We start from the raw sequence: 20246 nt of genomic DNA on the forward strand, positions 1-20246 counted from the left end.
AGGGGCCTTTCCAACGCGATGCCGCATACATGGCGGCCCGCGAATTGCAGAATGGCCTGATGGGAGTCCCGCAGGCCGGTGACGTCACCTCTGCGGAAGGGCCGCTTTCCAGACGCACCCCGCGCCGGAAATGGGTGAGCGCTGCGGCAGGTCTCCTGGCTCGCGGGTCATCGCTCGGGCCGGTCTTCCCGGAGGCGGACCTCCAGTGACGTTCTTGGCCGTCGCTCGCCGCTCACAGTTGCGGGGGCAGCCGCGGTCTTGCCCGAAGGCGCACCGCAGTTCCCTTTTCATCCGGCCTTACCGGAACCGAAGCAGACCATGGATGATCCGCTCCGCCGATTCTTGTCAAGCGCGAAGGGGGGCGCCCCCTTCGCGAATGGCCGGATCAGTTGGGCGAATGCCCGTTGCCCATGCCGGCCTTGCGGGCCTCCACATTGAATACGACCGGGACTTCGCCCGCGTTTTCGAACACAAGAACCGCGTCCATCCGGTCGGCAGCGGACCACAGACGGGTTTCGGGCGCGGTGAAGCTCACATGCGGGCCGGTGGGGCTCAGGTGCACGGTCTCTCCGGCGGGAATGGTGATGGGGCCTGCGGAAGTGGTGGCAACCATGTTCCGAAAACGCTCTGCCGTACGGAGGCTCGCTTCACCCTTCGCCGGGCGGATGGCGACCAGCCGGTCATCGGTCGCGCCCGCATTCGTGACGGAGAAATAGCCCTGCGGTGCCTGCCCGTCTCGGGTCGTCTCGAAAGCATAGGGATGCCCGACCGTCAGATCGCCCGCGCGGAAATCATGCGCGAAGGCGGGGGTGGCAAGCAGAAGCGACATCAGCGGAAGGCTGCGAAACATGGATACTCCAATCATACTGGGATCATACTGGACCTGCCGGCGAAGCGGCGGGCACGCTCCCTAACAGAAAGGATCAGGGCATGCGAGGCGCAGCGTTCCTGATTTTGCCATAATTTTGTGCATAACCGGTATGATCGCGCGACATTATGTCGCGATGTCAGCCCGCCGGGCAGCCCAGCATATCCACCGCGCCCCTGTCGCCGATAAGCGTGATGCGCAGCCGGGAACGGTCCAGCGCCAGCGTCTCTCCGGGAGGGGGAACGAGATCCGCGGAGGCCGTCACGCCATGGGCCTCCCGCCGCGTATCGCTTTCCGACACCCAGACGGAGGGGTCCGGTGTCTCAAACACCGCAAGTTCCCGTCCCCCAAGCGATGGAGCCTGAAAGGAGGCCGTCACGCGGAGCCCGTCCGGGATTGCCTCCACACGGCAGCGCAGGCTCTTTACCCCTGCCATGTCTGCATCCAGCGGGCCGGAGGCCAGGGCCGCGCGGATTGCCGGGTCCGGCTGCTTCGTCACCGGCAGGACGGCGTCGATCCGAAGATCGACCGGCACACAGATGTCGCGGCAGACCCCCAGCATGACATGGCTCCGCAGCGAAATGGGCTGATCCGCATTCCGCGCGCGGATTTCCAGGGGCAGGACCAGCTCGCGCGTATAGCCGACCGTGCGCATTCCGTTCAGCTCGAACACATGCGGCGCGGGCCAGTGCAGCGTCACATCCGCCAGGTTCTCCGAGCCGCTCCAGTCAAAACCGGGCGGGATGCCCGCATCCCCCGGTGCGCGCCAGTAGGTCTTCCACTGGTCGGCGAGCGTCAGGCGGATGGCCGCGAGATGGCTGCCATCGGCCTGCCGCCAGCCGGGAAGAACCTCTGCCTGCACCACGTCCTGCGGACGCGTTGGGGCGGCATGTCCCGCGAGGGCAGGCAGCAGCGTCGCTGCGGCAAAGGCGAGGAGGGGGAGCGGGCTGAGCATCATGGCGGGACTGTCGGCGGGATGTCGCAGGACTTGAAATCACATTCCGGCGAAGAGATGGCATTGTCTCCCATGCGACGCAATCTCCGCTTGTGCCGATAGTCCGGTGCGCCATCTTATGCTCATGAGCAACAGGACCACGCATATGTCTGACCTGGGGGGCAAGCTCCTCATCGCGATGCCCGGTCTGGGCGATCCGCGGTTTGAAAGGAGCGTGATCCTGATCTGCGCCCATTCTCCGCAGGGGTCCATGGGGCTTGTCGTCAACAAGCCGGCTGCGGATATCAGTTTTGAGGCGCTGTTGGACCAGCTTTCCATACCCCACCTCGGGGGCCGCTGCCCGATCCATGTCGGCGGCCCGATGGAAGCCGCCCGCGGCTTTGTCCTCCATTCGCCGCAGATCGATGAGGAGGAGGCCGGGACGATAGAGGTCGGCCCCCACTTCGCGATGACCACCACGCCCGATATCCTGCGGGAGATCGCGCGCGGCACTGGGCCGGGGCAGGCGCTCCTGGCGCTGGGCTACGCAGGTTGGGGCCCGGGTCAGTTGGAGAACGAGATTCTCCGCGATGACTGGTTGGTGTGCGACGCGCTTCCCGACCTCGTCTTCGCCGCCGACAACGGAACGAAGTGGCTTGCCGCGATCCGGTCGATGGGCGTGGATCCGATAAGCCTGTCGGCCTTCGGCGGCAGGGCCTGAGGGTTCCGGCGTTCGGCGCGGTGGCCGCAGTGGCGGACCTCGCCATCGCGTTCCTCCTGTGCGAGCGCGACCGATGTCGTCGCCTTGCGGGCATCCCGTCCGATGAGCATGCGGCTCAGCATCCGGTCCCCCTTTCTGAGGCGCGCCACCGGCAAATCCGGCGCAGCCTTTGAACAGAGAATGCGGCGCAAAAGGTCCCTGAGCCAGTCACCGCGCAGCCGGATCATGGGATCTGACAGCCTGCTGAAAAAGTTCGCAAGGGTCATGCCTGCGCTCTGGGAATCGGCAGATCTGACCCGGACTTGCCTGAAGCGTGTCGATTTTCGGCTGGTGTTCGCAGAGGGTGAAGGATTCCACGCCACGCGGGTCCAACGCGGGTCTGAAACCCTTTCTTCGGCAGCCTGCTAAGCTGATCGGTCAAACGGATCGGTCACGGGCCGTGGGGCGGCGGCACGGCGCAACCTGTCGTTGATCGCGCGCCCCAACCCGGTTTCCGGGATGGGTGAGACGGCGATGACCGTTCCGGGGCCGGTGTCGATTTCCCGCATGTAGTGAAAGAGGTTGGCCGCCGCTTCCGTCAGATCACCTGCGGGAGAGAGGTTCAGCGTGGCGCCCGCATCCTGGGGCCCGAAGCCGAGCCATGCCTCCCCCGGTGCGGGCCGGGTGGCGAGGCGCATCTCGGCCCGCGGCGCGTAGTGGGAGGAGAGCTGCCCCGGCGCGACGGGCCGCGCCGGATCGGCCGCGGGCGCGGGGATCGCACGGCCCAAAGCGGCTTCCAGATCCTCGAGCGCCAGCCCGCCGGGGCGGAGCAGCAGCGGTGCCTCCAGCAGCCCGACGATCGTCGATTCCACCCCCACGGCGGCCTCTCCGCCGTCGATCACCGCTTCGATCCGCCCGTCAAGACCGTCGAGCACATGGGCCGCGCGGGTCGGGCTGACCCGGCCCGAGGGATTGGCGGATGGCGCGGCCAGAGGCCCGCCGAACCGGCGGAGCAACGCCTGTGCGACGGGATGCGCGGGCACCCGCACCGCCACGCTGTCATTGCCCGCCGTGACCAGCGGCGACAGCCCCGCTTCCGGCAGCAGCGGCAGGACGAGCGTCAGCGGCCCCGGCCAGAAGGCGCGGGCCAGCCGCTCCGCCTCCGGCGTCAGCCGGGCATAGCGGCCCACGCCTGCCAGATCGGCGACATGGATGATGAGAGGATTGAACCGGGGCCGCCCCTTCGCCTCGAAGATGCGCGCCACCGCGTGATCCTGCCGCGCATCGGCGGCCAGCCCATAGACCGTTTCCGTCGGCAGGGCCACCAGCCCCCCCTCTGCCAGAAGGCGCGCCGCGGTCTCTATCCCCGCGCCGTCAGGGGCGAGACGGCGTGTGGTTCCAGTGACGCTGCGTTGGGGCTTGCCGGTCATGTTGCTTTGTTTAGCCTTCGTGCCAGTTGATGCCGAGATACGCGCCCGGGCGGTCGCCGCCAAGGTGCGAGGGGAGAATTCGATGGCTTTTCGCGCGCCGGTGAAGGATCAGACCTTCATCTTCGATCATATCGTTGGTTTTCAGGGCCTCTCCGCCACAGAGCCCTATGCGGATGCCACGCGCGATCTGGCGCAGCAGATCCTCGATGAGGCGGCCAAGCTGGCGGGGGATGTCCTCGCGCCGCTGAACCGGGCAGGCGATCTGACGCCCGCAAAGTTGGAGAACGGCGTCGTCCGCACCTCTCCCGGCTTTGCCGAAGGGTATCGCGCCATCGCGGAGGGCGGCTGGGTCGGCATGTCGGCGGCCCCGGAATTCGGCGGGATGGGCCTGCCGATCACGCTGGCCACGGCGGTGAACGAGATGTTCTCCGGCGCCTGCCTGTCGCTGCACCTGAACCCCCTGCTCACCCAGGGCCAGATCGAGGCGCTGGAGCATCACGCCACGGATGAGCTGAAGCGCCTTTACCTGCCGAAACTGACCTCCGGGGAATGGAACGGCACGATGAACCTCACCGAACCCGGCGCGGGGTCGGATGTCGGCGCGCTGGTGACGAAGGCGGTGGACAACGGCGACGGCACCTTCGCGATTTCGGGGCAGAAGATCTTCATCACCTGGGGCGACGGGGATTTCATGCCCAATGTGTGCCACCTCGTGCTGGCGCGGCTCCCCGATGGCGGGCCGGGCGTCAAGGGGATCAGCCTGTTCCTCGTGCCGAAGCTGCTCCTCGATGAGGACGGCGAACCCGGACCCAGAAACGGCGTGCGCGTCGTGTCGCTGGAGCACAAGATGGGCCTGCATGGCTCGCCGACCTGCGTGATGGAATACGACAATGCGACCGGCTGGCTGATCGGCGAGCGGAACGGCGGCATCAAGGCGATGTTCACCATGATGAACAACGCCCGTCTCGGTGTGGCGACCCAGGGGGTCGGCGTGGCGGAGGCTGCCTGCCAGCAGGCGCTGGCCTATGCGCTGGACCGCAGGCAGGGCAAAACGCCGGTGCCGGGCCGGGGCACGATCATCGACCATGCCGACGTGCGGCGGATGCTGGCCGGCATGAAGGCGCAGACCTTCGCTGCCCGCTGCATCGTGCTGGACTGTGCGCTCGCCCTCGACATGGCCAAGGCCACGGGCGAGGCGGAGTGGGAGGCCCGCGCGGGCGTGCTGACCCCCATCGCCAAGGCCTTCGCCACCGATACCGGCAACGAGGTCACCCAGACCTCCATCCAGATCCACGGCGGCATGGGCTTCATCGAGGAGACGGGCGCCGCCCAGCTTGCCCGCGACGTGCGGGTCTGCGCCATCTACGAGGGGACGAACGGCATTCAGGCCGCCGATCTCGTCGGCCGCAAGATGATGGACGGGGGGGAGGCGATCAACCGCCTGATCGACGAGATACAGTCCGGGGCGGAGGCCGCGAAACCCGACCATCCGCAACTGGCTGAGGAGGTCTGGAACGCCGCCGAGTCGCTCCGCGAGGTAACGGACTGGCTCGTCGCCCAGCCCGTGAACGACCGCTTTGCCGGGTCCGTGCCCTATCTGCGGGCCTTCGCGCTGGTGCTGGGGGGATCCTACCACCTTCGGGCCGCCTGCTCCGACCCGGCAGAACGGGAGGCGCTGGCCACCTTCTTCATCCGCCGGATGCTGCCCGACCATGTTTCGCTCCTGCGGCAGGCGCATGAGGGGGCTGCGGGGCTCTATGCTGTCACGGCAGAGGAACTGGCGGTTTGAACGCGCTGCGCTATCCGCTAGAGGCGCCGCCCGCACCGGGTGACGTGGCCGAAATCGCCGAGGGCGTGTTGTGGATCCGGGTGCCACTGCCGCTGCGCCTCGATCATGTGAACGCCTATGCCTTCGACGATGGCGATGGCTGGACGCTGGTCGATACCGGTTTCGACACGCCCCCCACGCGCGAGATGTGGGAAGCTGTCCTGTCGGGCCCGCTGGCGGGCCGGCCCGTCCGCCGGGTGATCGGCACCCACCACCACCCGGACCATATCGGCCTTGCCGGATGGTTCGTGGAGAAGCACGGGGCGGAGCTGGTCACCACGCGAACGGCCTTCCTCTTTGCCCGGATGCTGCGGCTGGAGGCCCATGATCGCCCGCCGGAGACACAGCTTTCCTTCTGGCGGGCCTGTGGCATGGATGCGGCGATCTATGACAAGCGCGCGAACGACCGGCCCTACAACAGTTCCGATGTCGTCCATGCCATCCCCGGCACCTTCCGCCGCATCGCGGAGGGGGATGCCATCCACATCGGCGGGCGGGATTTCGAGGTGCATATCGGCAACGGCCATGCGCCGGAGCATGCGACGCTGTGGAGCAGTGACGGCAGCCTCGTGATTGCGGGCGATCAGATCCTGTCCACCATCTCGCCCAATCTCGGCGTCTATGCGACGGAGCCGGAGGCCGATCCGGTGGGCGACTGGCTGGAAAGCTGCACGCGTCTGGGCCGTTATGCCCGCGAGGGGCAGTTGGCGCTTTCCGGGCATAAGCTGCCGTTCTTTGGGATCGGGCCACGGCTCGCGCAGATGATCTCCGGCCATGTCGCGGCGCTCGACCGTCTGGAGGAGGCGCTTGCCACCCCGCGTCGTGCGGCGGAGTGCTTCCCCTTCCTGTTCCGCCGCCCGATCGGCGAGAGCGAATATACGCTCGCGCTGGGGGAGGCGGTCGCCCATCTCAACCACCTGACCCAAACGGGCAGGGCGCGGCGCTACCGCGAACCGGGGAGCGAGGCGTGGCTCTGGAAGCGCACCTGACATGAGGTCCGGGATCTGGGAGCCAGGGGTTGGGAGCCAGGATCTGGGGGTAGGATCTGCGGCCCGGGAACTGCGGGGCAGAACGGCAACGTTCTGTGCCCGTGGCGCGGCTGGTCCTTCCGTTGGTGGTGACAGGGGCCTCCTGATAAGCTATCGCTTCGGAACGAAGAACTGACAGGAAGGCGAGATGATGCAGGACCACGCCCAATCCCCCGCCCACGAGCATGGCACGATGGATATCTCCGCGCAGGAGAAGACCTTCGAGGGCTTCATCCGCTTCATGACCTACGGGACGGTGGTTGTTCTGCTCCTCCTCATCTTTCTCGCGCTGACCACTCTCTGATCATGCGGGCATTCTGCGGGGCGGAGGTTGCCGTCCGATGAACGCTGCAGGCTGGCTGCGGCTTGTGGCCGTGGTGTCGATGCCGCTGTGGCTTGTCGCCTGCGGCGCGGCGGAAAAGACATGGGCGCCCGATGCGGCGGTGCAGGCGGCGACCTATCGTTTCGATGGGCCGCCCATGCTGACGCTCTATACCGCGATCAACAACAACACCGGAGCGGGGGAGCACTCCGGCCTGATGATCAACGCCGATCAGCGCGTCCTTTTCGACCCTGCCGGAAGCTGGACACATAGCAAGGTGCCCGAGCGGAACGATGTCCATTACGGCATCAGCGCAGGCGTGGAGCACTGGTATGTCAACTACCACGCCCGCCCGGCCTATCACGTGGTTCGTCAGGAACTCGTGGTGACACCCGCCGTCGCGGCAGAGGCCAAGCGGCTGGCAGAGGCCTATGGCGCGACGCCCAAGGCGATGTGCGCCCGCGCTGTCAGCACCGTCCTGTCCCAGCTTCCGGGCTTTGAGGGGATCGGGCGGACCTATTTCCCGAAGACGCTGATGGAGGAATTCGGAGAGATGCCGGGCGTCGTCACGACCTATTTCTACGATGACGACGAGGACAATTCGAACCCGCTTCGGCAGCAGGACCATCCCGATCCGATTCGCTGACCGTGATTGAGCGATCATCCTTCACGGCCTTCAGTGCTGGCCGTCGGTGCTTGTCATCGGTGAGGGCCGTCAGAAGAAATAGGGCAGTACCAGCGCCACGCCGCCGCCCAGGATCGCGGCAAGGGTGCTGCGCGTGATCATCCCGACCACGATCGTCGCCCCCGCCGCCATGAGGCGCAGCGGATCCAGCCCGCCGTCCGGCGCGTGCTGAAGGACGATGGGCATGGCGAGCCCCGGCAGCACCGCCGCCGCCGTGTAGCGCAGATGGCGTTGCAGCCAGTCCGGGAAGGGCCGGTTTCCCATCAGCCCGAGGAAGGAGAAGCGGAGCAGGAACGTGCCCGCCCCGAGCGCAAGGATGATCCCCCAGATCTCCAGCTTGCCATAGCTCATTCCCGCACCCTCCGCCGCGCCAGAAGCTGCTCCACCGCCGCGCCCGCCATCATCGCGAAAACAGCCGCGATGAGCAGGCCGAGGTTGTAGGGGATAAACGAAAACGCAAGCGTGAGGACGACCGATACCACTGCCGCGGCCAGATGGGCGGGGTTGCGCAGCAGCGGTGCGATCATGGCGAGGAAGGTGATCGGGATGGCGAGATCCAGGGGCACGTCGGCCGGAATGAAGCCCCCCGCCGTCGCGCCGACCAATGTGGAGACGGGCCACGGCACCGCAGTGAACAGCACCGCGCCGAAGTAATAGGCCACCTTGTCGCGCAGCCGCATCGGCGCGCCGGTGTCAAACCGCAACGCGCTGATCGCATAGGACTGGTCCGTCAGGCTGTAGGCCGCGAGCGCCCTTTGCCACACCGGCATGCCGCCCAGATGCGGCGCGAGAGAGGCCGAATACATCGCCATGCGGATGTTCACCGCCAGGCCCGTCGCAATGACGATGAGCACGGGCGCATTGTCATTCATCAGTTGCAGGGCGCTGAACTGCGAGGCGCCCGCGATCACCAGGATGGAAAACCCCATGATCTCGATCAGGTTGAACCCCGCCGTGCGGGCCGTGATGCCGAACAGCAGCCCGAAGGGTACGACAACGATGAGGTAGGGCAGGCCCGCAACCACCCCCCGACGAAACCATGGATTGAGAAACATTGGCGCTGGTCGCCTCCGCCGACACCGCGCCACCATAAGGAGACGCGGTTCGGCTTTGCAACCACCCGCCGCCCGCTGACACACCGATATTGCGTCGCTGTGTCCGATGGACGCTGACGGGACCGCCGGTGCCGCGTGGTCTAGTCGAATGTGCCTGCGACGCGGCCGAGCAGCATGAAGGCGCGGGCGGTGCGGGTCATGCCGACCATTGCCAGCATCTCGTCCGGGACGGTGGGGGCGAAGTCGGAAAGGCTGCGGTCGAACTGGCGCAGGAAGTGCTGTGCCGCGTCGCGGAAGACGGGATCGCTCCGCATCCGTGTGGCTGTCGCCGCCAGCACGTTCGGCTCCTCGATCGCACCGAGACCGGCGACGGACTGGCCCCGTGCACCCTCGCTGAACTGCCGCCAGAGCGCGCCGGGGGGCAGTTCCTCCGGCACGAGATCATCCATGTAGATCCCGTCCGCGCCCAGAAGGTTCAGCACGTCCTGCGCCGACCGGATGAGCTTGGCGGCGGTCGGATCCTCCAGTGCCCGGCGAAGGGTGCGTATGCCTTCCGCATCGTCGGGCGAATCGGGGAAGTTCAGAGCACCGATGAAATCCGCTGGCGGCAACGGCTCCTGCTCCGCAGCTTCGGGGGCTGCCTGCTGCGCCATGGGGCGGGGCGGGGCGGGCTGACGGCGCGCCGGTTGCGCCGCGCGCGCGGCTGTGCCTGCCGTGATCGGAGGAAGTACCTGCGCCGCAGAGGGCTGCGAAACGGGCGGTTGCGCAACCGGCGGCTGGCGCAACGGCTGGGCCGTTGCGCCGCGACGCAGGGCATCGATCTCCTGCTGCAGGCTGGCGGCTTCCTCCCGCAGGCGGCGGACCGTGCGCAGACTGGTCGCGATCAGCCAGATCAGCGCTACGGGCATCAGCACCGCCAGCGCGGCGACCAGCGCGGAAAGCGGTCGCCCGCCCTCGCTCCCGTCGCCGGTGAAGAAAAAGACCGCCGCGATCATCAGCCACAGCAGCGTGAGCGCTGCCGCGGCAATGTCGATCAGCGGAAGCTGGCGGAAGGCGCTCCCCTCCGGCGGCAGTCCTGCCGGGCGGGGGGAAGTCTGGTCGTCTTGCGGTGTGTCAGGCATGCGGAATGCGCTTGCGGCGCCCTCCTCAGATATAGCGGACGGTCACGATCTCATAGTTGCGTTCGCCGCCGGGTGTCTTGACCTCGACCGTGTCTCCCTCATCCTTGCCGATGAGCGCGCGGGCGAGGGGGGAACGGATGTTGAGAAGGCCGTTCTCGATGTCGGCCTCCGTTTCACCCACGATCTGGTAGGTCTTTTCCTCTTCGGTGTCCTCATCGACGAGGGTGACCGTTGCGCCGAACTTGATCGGGCCGGACAGGCGGGACGGCTCGATGACCTCCGCCAGCCCGAGAATGGCCTCGATCTGGCCGATCCGGCCCTCGATGAAGCTCTGCCGTTCGCGGGCGGCGTGGTATTCGGCATTCTCGGAGAGGTCGCCATGCTCCCGCGCCTCCGCAATCGCGCGGATCACGGCAGGACGCTCGACCGACTTCAGATTGCGCAGTTCCTCGTCCAGCGCGGACTGACCTTTGCGGGTCATAAGGATCTTTTCCATCGTCGTCTTTCCCGGTCTGGAACAAAAGCACCCGGACGCGCTTGGAGAAGCGCGCGGGTGCATGCGTGTCATTTCTGCTGCACCTGAACCGAGACGGGCGTGGATTGCAAGCCTGATCCACACGGAGAGATCGCGCCGTCGGCGGCGCTTTGCCGCAAGGGCATTGCTGTCAGGCAGCCCGTGACGATTGACCCGTTGGCTACGGCCCGGTAACGCTGGCCCCTGACAAAAGCCAGTTCGCCTGCATCCGCAGGCAAGGGGGGACCAGCATGAGCGACGGAATCGAACGGGAATCGATGGAGTATGACGTGGTCATCGTGGGGGCCGGCCCTGCCGGTCTGTCCGCTGCGATCCGTCTGAAGCAGCTCGATCCCGACCTGTCCGTCGTGGTGCTGGAGAAGGGGTCCGAGGTCGGCGCGCATATCCTCTCGGGCGCGGTTCTCGATCCGGTGGGCCTCAACAAGCTGATCCCCGACTGGAAGGACAAGGGCGCGCCCGTCACCGTGGCCGTGAAGCACGACAGCTTCTACATGCTGGGCGAATCCGGTCAGATCCGGCTGCCGAACTGGCCGATGCCGAAACTGATGTCCAACCACGGCAACTATATCATCTCGCTCGGCAATCTCTGCCGCTGGCTTGCCGGTCAGGCGGAGGAGCTGGGCGTGGAGATTTTCCCCGGCATGGCCTGCTCCCAGATCGTCTATGGGGAGGACGGCACGGTGAAGGGCGTCGTCGCGGGCGAGTTCGGGCGTGAAGCCGACGGCTCCATCGGCGACAGCTATGAACCGGGGATGGAACTGCTCGGGAAATACGTCTTCATCTCGGAAGGCGTGCGCGGCTCGCTGGCCAAGGAGATCATCGCCCGCTACGACCTCTCCGCCGGGCATGAGCCGCAGAAATTCGGCCTCGGCATGAAGGAAATCTGGGAGATCGACCCGGCCAAGCACCGCGAGGGGACGGTCATCCACACGATGGGCTGGCCGCTCGGCAAGAACGCCGACGGCGGATCGTTCATCTATCACGCCGAAAACAACCAGGTGTTCATCGGTTTCGTGGTGCACCTGAACTACAAGAACCCCTACGTCTTCCCCTACATGGAATTCCAGCGCTTCAAGCACCACCCGATGGTGGCGGAGCTTCTGAAGGGCGGCAAGCGCGTGGCCTACGGCGGCCGCGCGATCACCGAGGGCGGCTACCAGTCGCTGCCGAAGATGGTGTTCCCGGGCGGGGCGCTGCTGGGCTGTTCGGCGGGCATGGTGAACGTGCCGCGCATCAAGGGCAGCCACAACGCCATGCTGTCGGGCATCGCGGCGGCGGAGGCGGCGCAGAAGGCGATTGCCGCTGGCCGCACCGGCGACGAGCTTTCGGATTACGAAACCGAAGTCCGCACGGGAGAGATCGGGCGCGACCTGAAGAAGGTGCGCAACGTGAAGCCCCTGTGGTCGAAGATGGGGATGCTCGGCCTTGGTCTCGGCGGGTTCGACATGTGGACCAACTCGCTCTTCGGGGCGAGCCTGTTCGGCACCATGCCGCATCCCAAGACCGATGCCGCCGCCACGGCGGAGGCGTCGGGCTATGCCCCGATCACATATCCCAGACCCGACGGCGTGCTGTCCTTCGATCGGCTGACGAATGTCTCCTTCAGCTTCACCAACCATGAGGAAAGCCAGCCCTGCCACCTCAAGCTGAAGGATCCGACGATCCCGATCAGCTATACCCTGCCGAAATTCGCCGAGCCCGCGCAGCGATATTGCCCTGCCGGCGTCTATGAGGTGATCGAAGGGGCGGAGGGGCCGCGCTTCCAGATCAACTTCCAGAACTGCGTCCACTGCAAGACCTGCGACATCAAGGATCCGCCGCAGAACATCACCTGGACGACGCCTCAGGGCGGTGACGGGCCGAACTATCCGAACATGTAACATTCGGGCGAGCATCCGCCCCGCCTGCGCGGGGCGATTGCCTTGCTGGCGCCCCACGGATACGGTCACCCGAACGTTCGATCTGTGGTGCTCCTGATGTTCCAGCTTTCCCGTCTTGCCGCCTCCCTGCTCTGCGGTACCGCCCTGCTTCTCGGGGCAACGACCGCATGGGCGGATGGCTACGCGGGGCCATACCTCGCCGGTCGCGCCGCCGCGGGGGAGCGGGACTACCGCGCTGCCGGCACCTATTTCCATGAGGCGCTGTCCCATGATCCGGGCAATGCCCAGTTGCAGGAGTTCGCGCTCCTCTCCGATATCGGCCGGGGGGAGTTCGACGCCGCGCTGAAGGTGGCGCAGTCCATGCAGCGCGAAGGGCAGGACAGCCAGCTCGCGGATCTGCTGCTGCTCGTGGACATGATCGGTCGGAAGGACTGGGCAGCGGTAAAGGCCGATGTGCAGGGCGGGCCGAAGATCAGCCCGTTGATCGACGGGCTCGCGGGCGCTTGGGCGGAGTTCGGGCTTGGCCGGATGTCGGATGCGCAGGCCGCCTTCGACAAGGTTGCGGGCAACGAGCCGCTCAAGGCCTTTGCCCTCTATCACAAGGCGCTGGCGCTCGCCGCCGCGGGCGATTTCGAGGGCGCTCAGGCCATTCTGGGCGGCGAGACCGGGCGGGTGGCGAGCATCACGCGCCGGGGCGTCGTCGCACAGGTGGAGGTGCTGAGCCAGCTTGACCGCGACGCCGACGCCATCGCCCTGATCGACAGCACCTTCCAGGGCGACCCGGAGATGGACGGCTTCCGGGCGCGTCTGGAGGCCGGCGAAACGCTGCCCTTCGACGTGGTGCGCTCCGCGTCCGATGGGATGGCCGAGGCATTTCACGGCGTTGCGGGCGTGCTGGCGAACGGCGGCGGCGAGGATGGTTTCACGCTCGTCTATGCCCGCATGGCAGAGCACCTCCGCCCCGATTTTACCGAAGCGATCCTGATGGTTGCAGGCATTCTGGAAAAGCAGGGCCAGTATGACCTTGCGACAGTCGCCTACAACCGTATCCTCCGCAACGATCCGGCCTTCCACGTGGCGGAAATGGGCCGGGCCTCCGCGCTTTATGACGGGGGCCGGACGGAGGCCGCGCTGGAGGCGATGGAACAGCTGGCGAAATCCTCTCCCGATGTGCTGTCCGTGCAGGTGGCTTATGGCGACATGCTCCGCCGGCAGGAGAAGTTCGCCGAAGCCGCGCAAAGCTATGACCGGGCCATCGCTCTGCTGGGAACGCCGGGCCCGCAGCACTGGCCGCTTTTCTTTGCCCGTGGCATTGCGTTCGAGCGTTCTGGCCAGTGGCCGAAGGCGGAGGCCGATTTCCGCAAGGCGCTGGAATTGGCGCCGGATCAGCCCGCCGTGCTGAACTACCTCGGCTATTCCTACGTGGAGCGGCATGAACATCTGGACGAGGCGCTGGGGATGATCCAGCGGGCGGTGGATGCCCGTCCCGATGATGGCGCGATCACCGACAGCCTTGGCTGGGCGCTCTTCCGGATGGGCCGCTATGACGAGGCGGTCGGCCATCTGGAGCGTGCGGCAGAACTGATGCCGGTCGATCCGGTGGTCAATGACCATCTGGGAGACGTTTTCTGGGCCGTCGGGCGCAAGCTGGAGGCCGATTTCCAGTGGCGCCGCGCCCTTTCCTTCAACCCGGAGGAAGATGAGGCGGCGCGCATCCGCAAGAAGCTCTCCATCGGCCTCGATGCGGTGCTGAAGGAGGAGGGTGCTCCTCCCATCGTGCGGACCGGCAACGCAGACTGATCCTCCCGTGGTGCCGCAAGCGACCATCGGGGAATTCGCACCCGCCAAGGTGAACCTCGCCCTGCATGTGACGGGGCGAAGGGCCGATGGCTACCATCTGCTCGACAGTCTGGTGGTCTTTGCCGGGGTGGGGGACAGGGTCACGGTCGCGCCCGGGCCGCTCTCCCTCACCGTGACGGGACCGCGCGCGAATGATGTGCCGCAGGGGGAAGGCAACCTCGTGCTGCGTGCCGCGCGCCTGCTGGGAGCGGAAGCGGCGATCACGCTGGAAAAGCGGCTGCCTGCCGCTGCGGGGATCGGCGGCGGGTCATCCGACGCGGCGGCGACGCTCCGTGCGCTTGCCCGCATGACGGGGCGGGATGCGCCGGGGGCGGGGCTGTCGCTGGGGGCCGATGTGCCGGTGTGCCTCGGCGGCCGACCCGCGCGGATGCAAGGGATCGGGGAGAAGGTGGAGCCGTTGTCCGGCCTGCCGAATTTCTGGCTGGTGCTCGCCAACCCGGGCGTGGACGTGCCGACAGCCGCGGTCTTTGCCGCGCTCGCCCGGCGGGATAACGCGCCCCTGCCGCCGCTCCCCCGTCTCGCGGATGCCGCGGCGCTGGGGCATTGGCTGGCGGCGGAGACGCGCAACGATCTGGAGGAACCGGCCCGCGCCTGTGCGCCCGTCATCGCGGATGTAATCGACATGCTGGCGGCGCAGCCGGGATGCCGCCTCGCCCGGATGTCCGGCTCCGGCGCCACCTGCTTTGGCCTGTTCGATGGCGAGGCGGCGGCAGAAGCCGCGGCGCAGGCAGTGCAGAGGCCGGGCTGGTGGATCGCCGCCGCCCCCGCACTGCGGGAGCCGCCTGCGCTGTAGCGCTCAGTTGATCCGGGCGACCACGAAATCGGCAAGATCGAACAGCATGGCCCTGACCGGATGATCGGGCAGGGGGGCAAGCGATGTCTTCGCCCGCTCGGCCCAGGCGCGCGCTTCTGCTCGCGTTTCCTCCAGCACCCCGTGCTGGTGGAGCAGCCGCAGCGCTTCTTCCAGGTCACCGTCCCGCTGGTCGCCCTTTTCGATGACGCGGGTCCAGAAGCCACGCTCCGGCACGCCGGCCTTTGCCACCGCCTTGATGACCGGCAGCGTCAGCTTCCGCTCCCGGAAGTCGTCGCCGATGTTCTTGCCGATCTCCTGGGTGGAGCCGCCGTAATCCAGCACGTCATCGACGATCTGGAAGGCGATCCCCACCGCATCCCCGTAGTCGCGGAGCGCCGCGACCCATGCCTCCGGCGCGCCCGCGATCACCGCGCCCGATTCCGTCGCGGCGGAGAAGAGCGCCGCAGTCTTGCCGCGCACCACCTTCAGGTAGGTGGCCTCTGTCGTCGCCAGATCCTGCGCGGCGGTAAGCTGGAGCACCTCGCCCTCCGCGATCGTGGCGGAGGCGTTGGACAGGATGTCCAGCACCCGGATGGATCCCGGCTCCACCATCAACTGAAAGGCGCGGGCGAACAGGTAGTCGCCGACGAGAACGGAGGATTTGTTGTCCCACAGCAGGTTCGCCGTCGGACGCCCCCGGCGCTGGCGGCTCTCGTCCACCACGTCGTCATGGAGCAGCGTCGCGGTATGGATGAACTCCACCGTCGCGGCGAGATGGATGTGATAGGGCCCGTCGTAACCGGCAAGCCGCGCGGCGGCGAGCGTCAGCATGGGGCGCAGACGCTTGCCCCCCGCCTCGATCAGATGCGCCGTCACCTCCGGAATCCGCGGTGCATTCTCCGATGCCATGCGCTCGCGGATCAGGCGGTTCACCGCCGCCATATCCTCCGCCAGATAGACGTTCAACGCATCGAGAGGGCGCACGCGCGCCGGTTCCACGCCCGGCCTCGACAACCGGGGGGAAGTCACGTTTACTCCGCTCATGCGAGAAGTGCTGCGAACAAGCGACCCAACCGTCATCCCCTTTGCCGTGGCCTTGCTTCAGGGCGAGGGTATAGCCGCGTTTCCACTGGACGTCCACATGAGCATTCTCGAAGGATCCTTGGGCATTCTGCCGCGGCGCCTCATGGTGCGGGACGGCGATCTGAGCCATGCGCGCCGCGTGCTCATCGACAATGGCCTCACGGTCAGCGACTGATCCATGAGGACGGCCGGCAGATGACGCAGCCCGTGGACGGTGCCCCTGCGCCGCGCTTCGCGGATGGTGACCTGACGTCCGACGGGTTTCTCGGCGGCCGGCTCCGCATCCTGCAACCGCGGGACGGCTATCGTGCGGCTGTCGATCCGGTACTCCTCGCCGCTTCGGTTCCGGCGCGGGAGGGTGAGTCGGTCCTCGAACTCGGTTGCGGGGCGGGCGTGGCGAGCCTGTGTCTGGGCAGGCGTGTGCCGGGGCTGCGTCTGGCCGGGGTGGAGCGTCAGGCCGCCTATGCGGATCTCGCCCGCAGAAATGCCGCGGCCAACGGCATCCCGATGGTGGTGACGGAGGGCGACATCGCCGCGCTTCCCCCGGCCTTGAAGGGGGAAAGCTTCAACCACGTCATCGCGAATCCGCCCTATTATCGCGCGCAAGGCGGCACCCGCGCCAGCGATCCGGGGCGGGAGGCTGCACTCCGGGAGGAAACGCCCCTCGACCTCTGGGTGGAGACGGGGCTGAAGCGGCTTGCTCCCGGGGGGTATCTCAGCATCATTCAGGCGGCGGATCGTTTGCCGGAACTGCTCGCCGCGCTCTCCGCGCGGACGGGGGGTATCGTGGTTCTGCCGCTCGCCCCGCGGGAGGGGCGCGCGGCGCGGCGGATCATCTGCCGGGCACGAAAAGGCAGCCGGGCGGCGTTCCGCCTGCTTGCGCCTTTCGTGCTGCATGAAGGGGCAAGCCACGAGAGAGATGGCGAAAATTTCAAGAATGGTGTCTCTGAAATTCTTCGTGATGGCAAAAACCTGCCATTTCAGTAACAAATATGCTCATCCTGTCGCCGTTACGTCATATCGCCGTTTCATTCCGGGCGTGACACGACTCGTCTCCTGTGTTCCTATCCATTTGTGGATCACCAAAGGAGGAAGACCGTGGCAGTCAGTTCCCACCTGCAAGAGCTCCGCAAAAAGCACGCCGCGCTGTCGGCGCGCGTCGAGGAGGCGCAGCGCAGTCCCGCGACGGACGCGCTCCACATTGCCGAAATGAAGCGGCAGAAGATGCGTCTCAAGGAGGAGATCAAACGTCTTTCGACGCACTGATCTTCCGGCGCGCCTTGCCGGCGCGGGCGGCGAGAGCTGCTCCGCCGGTTATCAGCAGCGCAGCGACGAGCAGGGTGACACTGGCTTCGGCGATGCCTGCGATGATGAGCGCGAGCGTGGATAGCAACGGGGCGGCATAGCTGGCAACACCCAGCAGTTGCACATCTCCCCGCTTCATTCCCACGTCCCACGTATAGAAGGCGATGCCGACCGGCCCCAGTCCCAGCAAAAGGACAGAGGCCCAGCCCATAGGGCTGTCAGGCCAGCTGGTCGGCTCGAATATCACATGCGCCACGGCGGAGAGCACTGCCGTGGCAATACAGAATACGGCTACGCTCTCCGTCGGCACGGTGCCAAGCCTGCGCGAGATGAGGGAATAGGCCGTCCATGTCAGGGCGCAGCCAAAGGCCAGCATCTGCCCCAGCCCGGATGCCGAACCGTCCGACCCTCTGCCCAGCACGATGAGCGCCGCGCCTGCAAAGGCAAGCAGCGCGCCCGCGACATGGGCCGCGCGAAGCCGTTCGCCGGGAAGCGGGGCGGAACCAAGCACGATGAACAGGGGCCAGAGATAGGCGATCAGCCCCGTTTCCGCCGTCGGGCTGAGCCGGAAGGCAGAGAAATACAGGATATGGTATCCGAAAAGCCCGGCCGTTCCAAAGGCATAGACAGCGAGCGGCACGTGCCGCAGCCGATGTGCCGTGCCGGAGACGGCCATCCAGACCACGCCGACCATCCCGCCGATGCCGAAACACAGCGCGTTCAGCAGGAGCGGCGGGACCGGCGACGAGCCTATGGTGAAAAGGGCCAGCAGCGCCCAGAGGAGCACTGCCGACAGGCCGACCAGCGTGGCGCGGCTGCGGGGCGCGTCGAGCGGACGCGCCCCGCCTGCGTCAGACGAAGAACTGTCCGCCATTGGCCGTGATGGTCGAGCCCGTGATGAAGCCCGCGTCGTCGGAGGCGAGGAACACCACGCAGCGCGCGATCTCCTCCGGCTGGCCGAGGCGCCCGGTGGGGATTTGGGCCACGATGCTCTCGCGCACCTTCTCCGGCACGGCCATGACCATCTCCGTCGCGATATAGCCCGGTGCGATGGCGTTCACCGTGATGCCCGCGCGCGCGCCTTCCTGCGCCAGGGCCTTGGTGAAGCCGAGATCGCCTGCCTTGGCGGCGGAGTAATTCGCCTGCCCCACCTGCCCCTTCTGCCCGTTGATGGAGGAGATGGAGATCACGCGGCCGAATTTCCGCTCCCGCATCCCCGGCCAGAGCGGGTGGGTCATGTTGAACAGTCCGCTGAGGTTGGTGTCGATCACCTCGCGCCATTGATCGGGCGTCATCTTGTGAAAGAGCGAGTCCCGCGTGATCCCGGCATTGTTCACCAGAACGTCGATCGGGCCGAGCGCCTCCTCCACTTCCGCGATTCCCGCCTTGCAGGCCTCGTAATCGGCCACCGACCAGCGGAATGCGGGAATGCCGGTGTCGCGGCTGAATTCCTCCGCGGCGGCGCTGTTGCCCGCGTAATTCGCGGCAACCTTGTAGCCCGCATCCCGGAGCGCGAGAGAGATGGCTGCGCCGATCCCCCTCGTGCCACCCGTCACCAATGCGACTCTGGACATAACTTCCCCCCTCTCCTGAAAAATCACTTGTGCGGTAATGGTAGTCCTGTGCCGCTCATCCGCGTTCGAGACACATCGCCACACCCATTCCGCCGCCGATGCAGAGCGTCGCGAGACCCTTCTTCGCGTCGCGCCGGGTCATCTCGTGCAGCAGCGTGTTGAGGATGCGGGCACCCGAAGCGCCGATCGGGTGGCCGATGGCGATGGCGCCACCGTTCACGTTCACGATCTCCGGATCCCAGCCCATCTCCTTGTTCACCGCCAGCGCCTGCGCCGCGAAGGCTTCGTTCGCCTCCACCAGATCGAGGTCCGACACCTTCCAGCCCGCCTTCTCCAGCGCCTTGCGCGAGGCGGGGATCGGCCCGGTGCCCATGATCGCCGGATCGACCCCGGCGGTGGCCCAGGAGGCGATGCGCGCAATGGGTTTCAGGCCGCGCCGCGCCGCTTCCTCCTCCGTCATCAGCAGAACGCCCGCCGCGCCGTCATTGATGCCGGAGGCATTGGCGGCGGTGACGGTGCCATCCTTGGTGAAGGCGGGTTTCAGCTTGGCCATCGCCTCCATCGTCGCGCCGTGGCGGATGTATTCGTCGGCATCCACCGTCACATCGCCCTTGCGGGTCTTCAGCACGACGGGAACGATCTCATCCCGGAAGCGCCCGGCCTTCTGCGCGGCCTCCGCCTTGTTCTGGGAGGCGACGGCGAATTCGTCCTGCGCTTCACGCGTGATCTGGAACTTGGCGGCGACATTCTCCGCCGTCTGGCCCATGTGGTAGCCATTGAAGGCGTCCCACAGCCCGTCTCGGATCATCGAATCGATGAACTTGAGGTCGCCCATCTTGGTGCCCGCGCGCAGATGCTGCACATGGGGGGAAAGGGACATGCTCTCCTGCCCGCCCGCCGCGATCACGGTGGCATCGCCAAGCTGGATGTGCTGCGCCCCGAGCGCCACGGCACGAAGGCCCGAGCCGCAGACCTGATTGATGCCCCAGGCGGCTGATTCGATCGGCAGTCCGGCATTCACATGCGCCTGACGGGCCGGGTTCTGGCCCTGCCCCGCAGGGAGCACCTGGCCGAGAATGGTTTCCGACACATCCTCCCGCGCGATGCCCGCGCGCTCCACCAGCGCCTCCAGCACGACCTTGCCGAGCTCATGGGCAGGCGTGGATGCGAAAGAGCCGTTGAAGCTGCCAACCGCGGTGCGGGCGGCGGAAACGATCACGACATTGGTCATGGCAATTCTCCCCT

At 66.8% G+C, this 20246-nt stretch carries 22 protein-coding genes and 1 riboswitch; of the genes, 11 read left to right on the forward strand and 11 right to left on the reverse strand.

What is annotated here, in order from left to right; translation table 11 throughout:
- Positions 1-127: 127 nt before the first annotated feature.
- A riboswitch (cobalamin riboswitch) is annotated at positions 128-326 on the reverse strand.
- A gap of 59 nt (positions 327-385) precedes the next feature.
- Both RT513_RS09595 and RT513_RS09600 read right to left on the reverse strand, forming a co-directional pair.
- Positions 386-850: a copper chaperone PCu(A)C gene (locus RT513_RS09595; protein ID WP_290689902.1), complete on the reverse strand. Its 465-nt coding sequence runs from the start codon at positions 848-850 to the stop codon at positions 386-388.
- Positions 851-1007: 157 nt separating this feature from the next.
- Positions 1008-1826, reverse strand: coding sequence for a protein-disulfide reductase DsbD domain-containing protein (locus RT513_RS09600; RefSeq protein WP_290689900.1), 819 nt, complete (start codon positions 1824-1826; stop codon positions 1008-1010).
- A gap of 142 nt (positions 1827-1968) precedes the next feature.
- Here RT513_RS09600 and RT513_RS09605 point away from each other — a divergent pair, with 142 nt between their 5' ends.
- A complete protein-coding gene (locus tag RT513_RS09605) occupies positions 1969-2523 on the forward strand; it encodes a YqgE/AlgH family protein (protein ID WP_290689899.1) in 555 nt (184 codons plus the stop codon).
- Positions 2524-2927: 404 nt separating this feature from the next.
- Here RT513_RS09605 and RT513_RS09610 read toward each other — a convergent pair whose 3' ends face one another.
- Positions 2928-3932, reverse strand: coding sequence for an L-threonylcarbamoyladenylate synthase (locus tag RT513_RS09610; protein ID WP_290689898.1), 1005 nt, complete (start codon positions 3930-3932; stop codon positions 2928-2930).
- Positions 3933-4014: 82 nt separating this feature from the next.
- On the opposite strand from RT513_RS09610, the gene RT513_RS09615 reads away from it, so the two are divergent.
- The 4 genes from RT513_RS09615 (at position 4015) to RT513_RS09630 (ending at position 7756) form a co-directional block, all read left to right on the forward strand.
- On the forward strand, positions 4015-5721 hold the full coding sequence (locus tag RT513_RS09615; RefSeq protein ID WP_290689896.1) for an acyl-CoA dehydrogenase: 1707 nt from the start codon (positions 4015-4017) through the stop codon (positions 5719-5721).
- Positions 5718-6749 carry an MBL fold metallo-hydrolase gene (locus RT513_RS09620; protein WP_290689894.1) on the forward strand — a complete coding sequence of 344 codons (1032 nt, stop codon included), beginning with the start codon at positions 5718-5720 and terminating at the stop codon, positions 6747-6749. The genes RT513_RS09615 and RT513_RS09620 overlap by 4 nt, the downstream gene beginning before the upstream one ends.
- A 187-nt stretch (positions 6750-6936) precedes the next feature.
- A complete protein-coding gene (locus tag RT513_RS09625; protein WP_306424941.1) occupies positions 6937-7092 on the forward strand; it encodes an aa3-type cytochrome c oxidase subunit IV in 156 nt (51 codons plus the stop codon).
- Positions 7093-7129: 37 nt separating this feature from the next.
- Positions 7130-7756, forward strand: a complete 627-nt coding sequence (locus RT513_RS09630) for a hypothetical protein (RefSeq protein ID WP_290689892.1) — start codon at positions 7130-7132, stop codon at positions 7754-7756.
- 69 nt (positions 7757-7825) lie between these two features.
- Here RT513_RS09630 and RT513_RS09635 read toward each other — a convergent pair whose 3' ends face one another.
- The 4 genes from RT513_RS09635 to greA all read right to left on the reverse strand — a co-directional run bounded on the left by RT513_RS09635 (position 7826) and on the right by greA (position 10467).
- Complete coding sequence (locus RT513_RS09635; protein ID WP_088215274.1) at positions 7826-8146, reverse strand: AzlD domain-containing protein; 321 nt, start codon at positions 8144-8146, stop codon at positions 7826-7828.
- Positions 8143-8850 (reverse strand): AzlC family ABC transporter permease, encoded by a 708-nt coding sequence (locus RT513_RS09640; protein ID WP_290689889.1) that lies wholly within the window; start codon positions 8848-8850, stop codon positions 8143-8145. Before RT513_RS09640 ends, RT513_RS09635 begins: the two co-directional genes overlap by 4 nt.
- A 140-nt stretch (positions 8851-8990) precedes the next feature.
- Entirely contained in the window at positions 8991-9971 is a 981-nt protein-coding gene (locus tag RT513_RS09645; RefSeq protein ID WP_290689887.1) for a hypothetical protein, read from the reverse strand.
- A gap of 25 nt (positions 9972-9996) precedes the next feature.
- The gene (gene greA, locus RT513_RS09650) at positions 9997-10467 is read right to left on the reverse strand and encodes a transcription elongation factor GreA (protein WP_035708809.1); all 471 of its coding nucleotides are present in this window, start codon (positions 10465-10467) and stop codon (positions 9997-9999) included.
- A 269-nt stretch (positions 10468-10736) separates the two neighbouring features.
- On the opposite strand from greA, the gene RT513_RS09655 reads away from it, so the two are divergent.
- The 3 genes from RT513_RS09655 to RT513_RS09665 all read left to right on the forward strand — a co-directional run bounded on the left by RT513_RS09655 (position 10737) and on the right by RT513_RS09665 (position 15039).
- The gene (locus RT513_RS09655) at positions 10737-12386 is read left to right on the forward strand and encodes an electron transfer flavoprotein-ubiquinone oxidoreductase (RefSeq protein ID WP_290689884.1); all 1650 of its coding nucleotides are present in this window, start codon (positions 10737-10739) and stop codon (positions 12384-12386) included.
- A 96-nt stretch (positions 12387-12482) separates the two neighbouring features.
- A complete protein-coding gene (locus RT513_RS09660) occupies positions 12483-14186 on the forward strand; it encodes a tetratricopeptide repeat protein (RefSeq protein WP_290689882.1) in 1704 nt (567 codons plus the stop codon).
- Positions 14187-14193: 7 nt separating this feature from the next.
- Positions 14194-15039: a 4-(cytidine 5'-diphospho)-2-C-methyl-D-erythritol kinase gene (locus tag RT513_RS09665; RefSeq protein ID WP_409518405.1), complete on the forward strand. Its 846-nt coding sequence runs from the start codon at positions 14194-14196 to the stop codon at positions 15037-15039.
- Between the two features lie 3 nt (positions 15040-15042).
- Here the strand turns inward: RT513_RS09665 and RT513_RS09670 are convergent, their stop codons facing one another.
- Entirely contained in the window at positions 15043-15981 is a 939-nt protein-coding gene (locus tag RT513_RS09670) for a polyprenyl synthetase family protein (protein ID WP_256947299.1), read from the reverse strand.
- A 100-nt stretch (positions 15982-16081) separates the two neighbouring features.
- Between RT513_RS09670 and RT513_RS09675 the strand changes: the two genes are divergently transcribed.
- The 3 genes from RT513_RS09675 to RT513_RS09685 all read left to right on the forward strand — a co-directional run bounded on the left by RT513_RS09675 (position 16082) and on the right by RT513_RS09685 (position 17388).
- Positions 16082-16297, forward strand: a complete 216-nt coding sequence (locus RT513_RS09675; protein WP_290689880.1) for a DUF2007 domain-containing protein — start codon at positions 16082-16084, stop codon at positions 16295-16297.
- Positions 16298-16317: 20 nt separating this feature from the next.
- A complete protein-coding gene (locus tag RT513_RS09680) occupies positions 16318-17109 on the forward strand; it encodes a tRNA1(Val) (adenine(37)-N6)-methyltransferase (RefSeq protein WP_290689878.1) in 792 nt (263 codons plus the stop codon).
- Between the two features lie 111 nt (positions 17110-17220).
- Positions 17221-17388, forward strand: coding sequence for a YdcH family protein (locus RT513_RS09685; RefSeq protein WP_088215282.1), 168 nt, complete (start codon positions 17221-17223; stop codon positions 17386-17388).
- On the opposite strand, the gene RT513_RS09690 is transcribed toward RT513_RS09685, so the two are convergent.
- From RT513_RS09690 to RT513_RS09700, 3 genes are read right to left on the reverse strand one after another with little or no spacing between them, the layout of a single operon-like run.
- Complete coding sequence (locus RT513_RS09690; RefSeq protein WP_290689876.1) at positions 17366-18301, reverse strand: DMT family transporter; 936 nt, start codon at positions 18299-18301, stop codon at positions 17366-17368. The two genes, RT513_RS09685 and RT513_RS09690, sit on opposite strands and share 23 nt — an antisense overlap.
- The gene (locus RT513_RS09695) at positions 18279-19001 is read right to left on the reverse strand and encodes a beta-ketoacyl-ACP reductase (RefSeq protein WP_035741638.1); all 723 of its coding nucleotides are present in this window, start codon (positions 18999-19001) and stop codon (positions 18279-18281) included. Before RT513_RS09695 ends, RT513_RS09690 begins: the two co-directional genes overlap by 23 nt.
- A 55-nt stretch (positions 19002-19056) precedes the next feature.
- A complete protein-coding gene (locus tag RT513_RS09700) occupies positions 19057-20232 on the reverse strand; it encodes an acetyl-CoA C-acetyltransferase (RefSeq protein WP_088215284.1) in 1176 nt (391 codons plus the stop codon).
- Between the last annotated feature and the right edge of the window lie 14 nt (positions 20233-20246).

The organism is Haematobacter sp. (assembly GCF_032102465.1).
Taxonomy (GTDB): Bacteria; Pseudomonadota; Alphaproteobacteria; order Rhodobacterales; family Rhodobacteraceae; genus Haematobacter.

Excerpts from the sequence above, each read along its gene's own strand:
- RT513_RS09690 (WP_290689876.1), bottom strand. The coding sequence starts at position 18,301 with ATGGCGGACAGTTCTTCGTCTGACGCAGGCGGGGCGCGTCCGCTCGAC.
- RT513_RS09615 (WP_290689896.1), top strand. The coding sequence starts at position 4,015 with ATGGCTTTTCGCGCGCCGGTGAAGGATCAGACCTTCATCTTCGATCAT.
- RT513_RS09680 (WP_290689878.1), top strand. The coding sequence starts at position 16,318 with ATGACGCAGCCCGTGGACGGTGCCCCTGCGCCGCGCTTCGCGGATGGT.
- RT513_RS09605 (WP_290689899.1), top strand. The coding sequence starts at position 1,969 with ATGTCTGACCTGGGGGGCAAGCTCCTCATCGCGATGCCCGGTCTGGGC.
- RT513_RS09695 (WP_035741638.1), bottom strand. The coding sequence starts at position 19,001 with ATGTCCAGAGTCGCATTGGTGACGGGTGGCACGAGGGGGATCGGCGCA.
- RT513_RS09630 (WP_290689892.1), top strand. The coding sequence starts at position 7,130 with ATGAACGCTGCAGGCTGGCTGCGGCTTGTGGCCGTGGTGTCGATGCCG.
- greA (WP_035708809.1), bottom strand. The coding sequence starts at position 10,467 with ATGGAAAAGATCCTTATGACCCGCAAAGGTCAGTCCGCGCTGGACGAG.
- RT513_RS09635 (WP_088215274.1), bottom strand. The coding sequence starts at position 8,146 with ATGAGCTATGGCAAGCTGGAGATCTGGGGGATCATCCTTGCGCTCGGG.
- RT513_RS09670 (WP_256947299.1), bottom strand. The coding sequence starts at position 15,981 with ATGGCGGCGGTGAACCGCCTGATCCGCGAGCGCATGGCATCGGAGAAT.
- RT513_RS09660 (WP_290689882.1), top strand. The coding sequence starts at position 12,483 with ATGTTCCAGCTTTCCCGTCTTGCCGCCTCCCTGCTCTGCGGTACCGCC.
- RT513_RS09595 (WP_290689902.1), bottom strand. The coding sequence starts at position 850 with ATGTTTCGCAGCCTTCCGCTGATGTCGCTTCTGCTTGCCACCCCCGCC.
- RT513_RS09675 (WP_290689880.1), top strand. The coding sequence starts at position 16,082 with ATGCGAGAAGTGCTGCGAACAAGCGACCCAACCGTCATCCCCTTTGCC.
- RT513_RS09610 (WP_290689898.1), bottom strand. The coding sequence starts at position 3,932 with ATGACCGGCAAGCCCCAACGCAGCGTCACTGGAACCACACGCCGTCTC.
- RT513_RS09655 (WP_290689884.1), top strand. The coding sequence starts at position 10,737 with ATGAGCGACGGAATCGAACGGGAATCGATGGAGTATGACGTGGTCATC.
- RT513_RS09625 (WP_306424941.1), top strand. The coding sequence starts at position 6,937 with ATGATGCAGGACCACGCCCAATCCCCCGCCCACGAGCATGGCACGATG.
- RT513_RS09600 (WP_290689900.1), bottom strand. The coding sequence starts at position 1,826 with ATGATGCTCAGCCCGCTCCCCCTCCTCGCCTTTGCCGCAGCGACGCTG.
- RT513_RS09645 (WP_290689887.1), bottom strand. The coding sequence starts at position 9,971 with ATGCCTGACACACCGCAAGACGACCAGACTTCCCCCCGCCCGGCAGGA.
- RT513_RS09640 (WP_290689889.1), bottom strand. The coding sequence starts at position 8,850 with ATGTTTCTCAATCCATGGTTTCGTCGGGGGGTGGTTGCGGGCCTGCCC.
- RT513_RS09700 (WP_088215284.1), bottom strand. The coding sequence starts at position 20,232 with ATGACCAATGTCGTGATCGTTTCCGCCGCCCGCACCGCGGTTGGCAGC.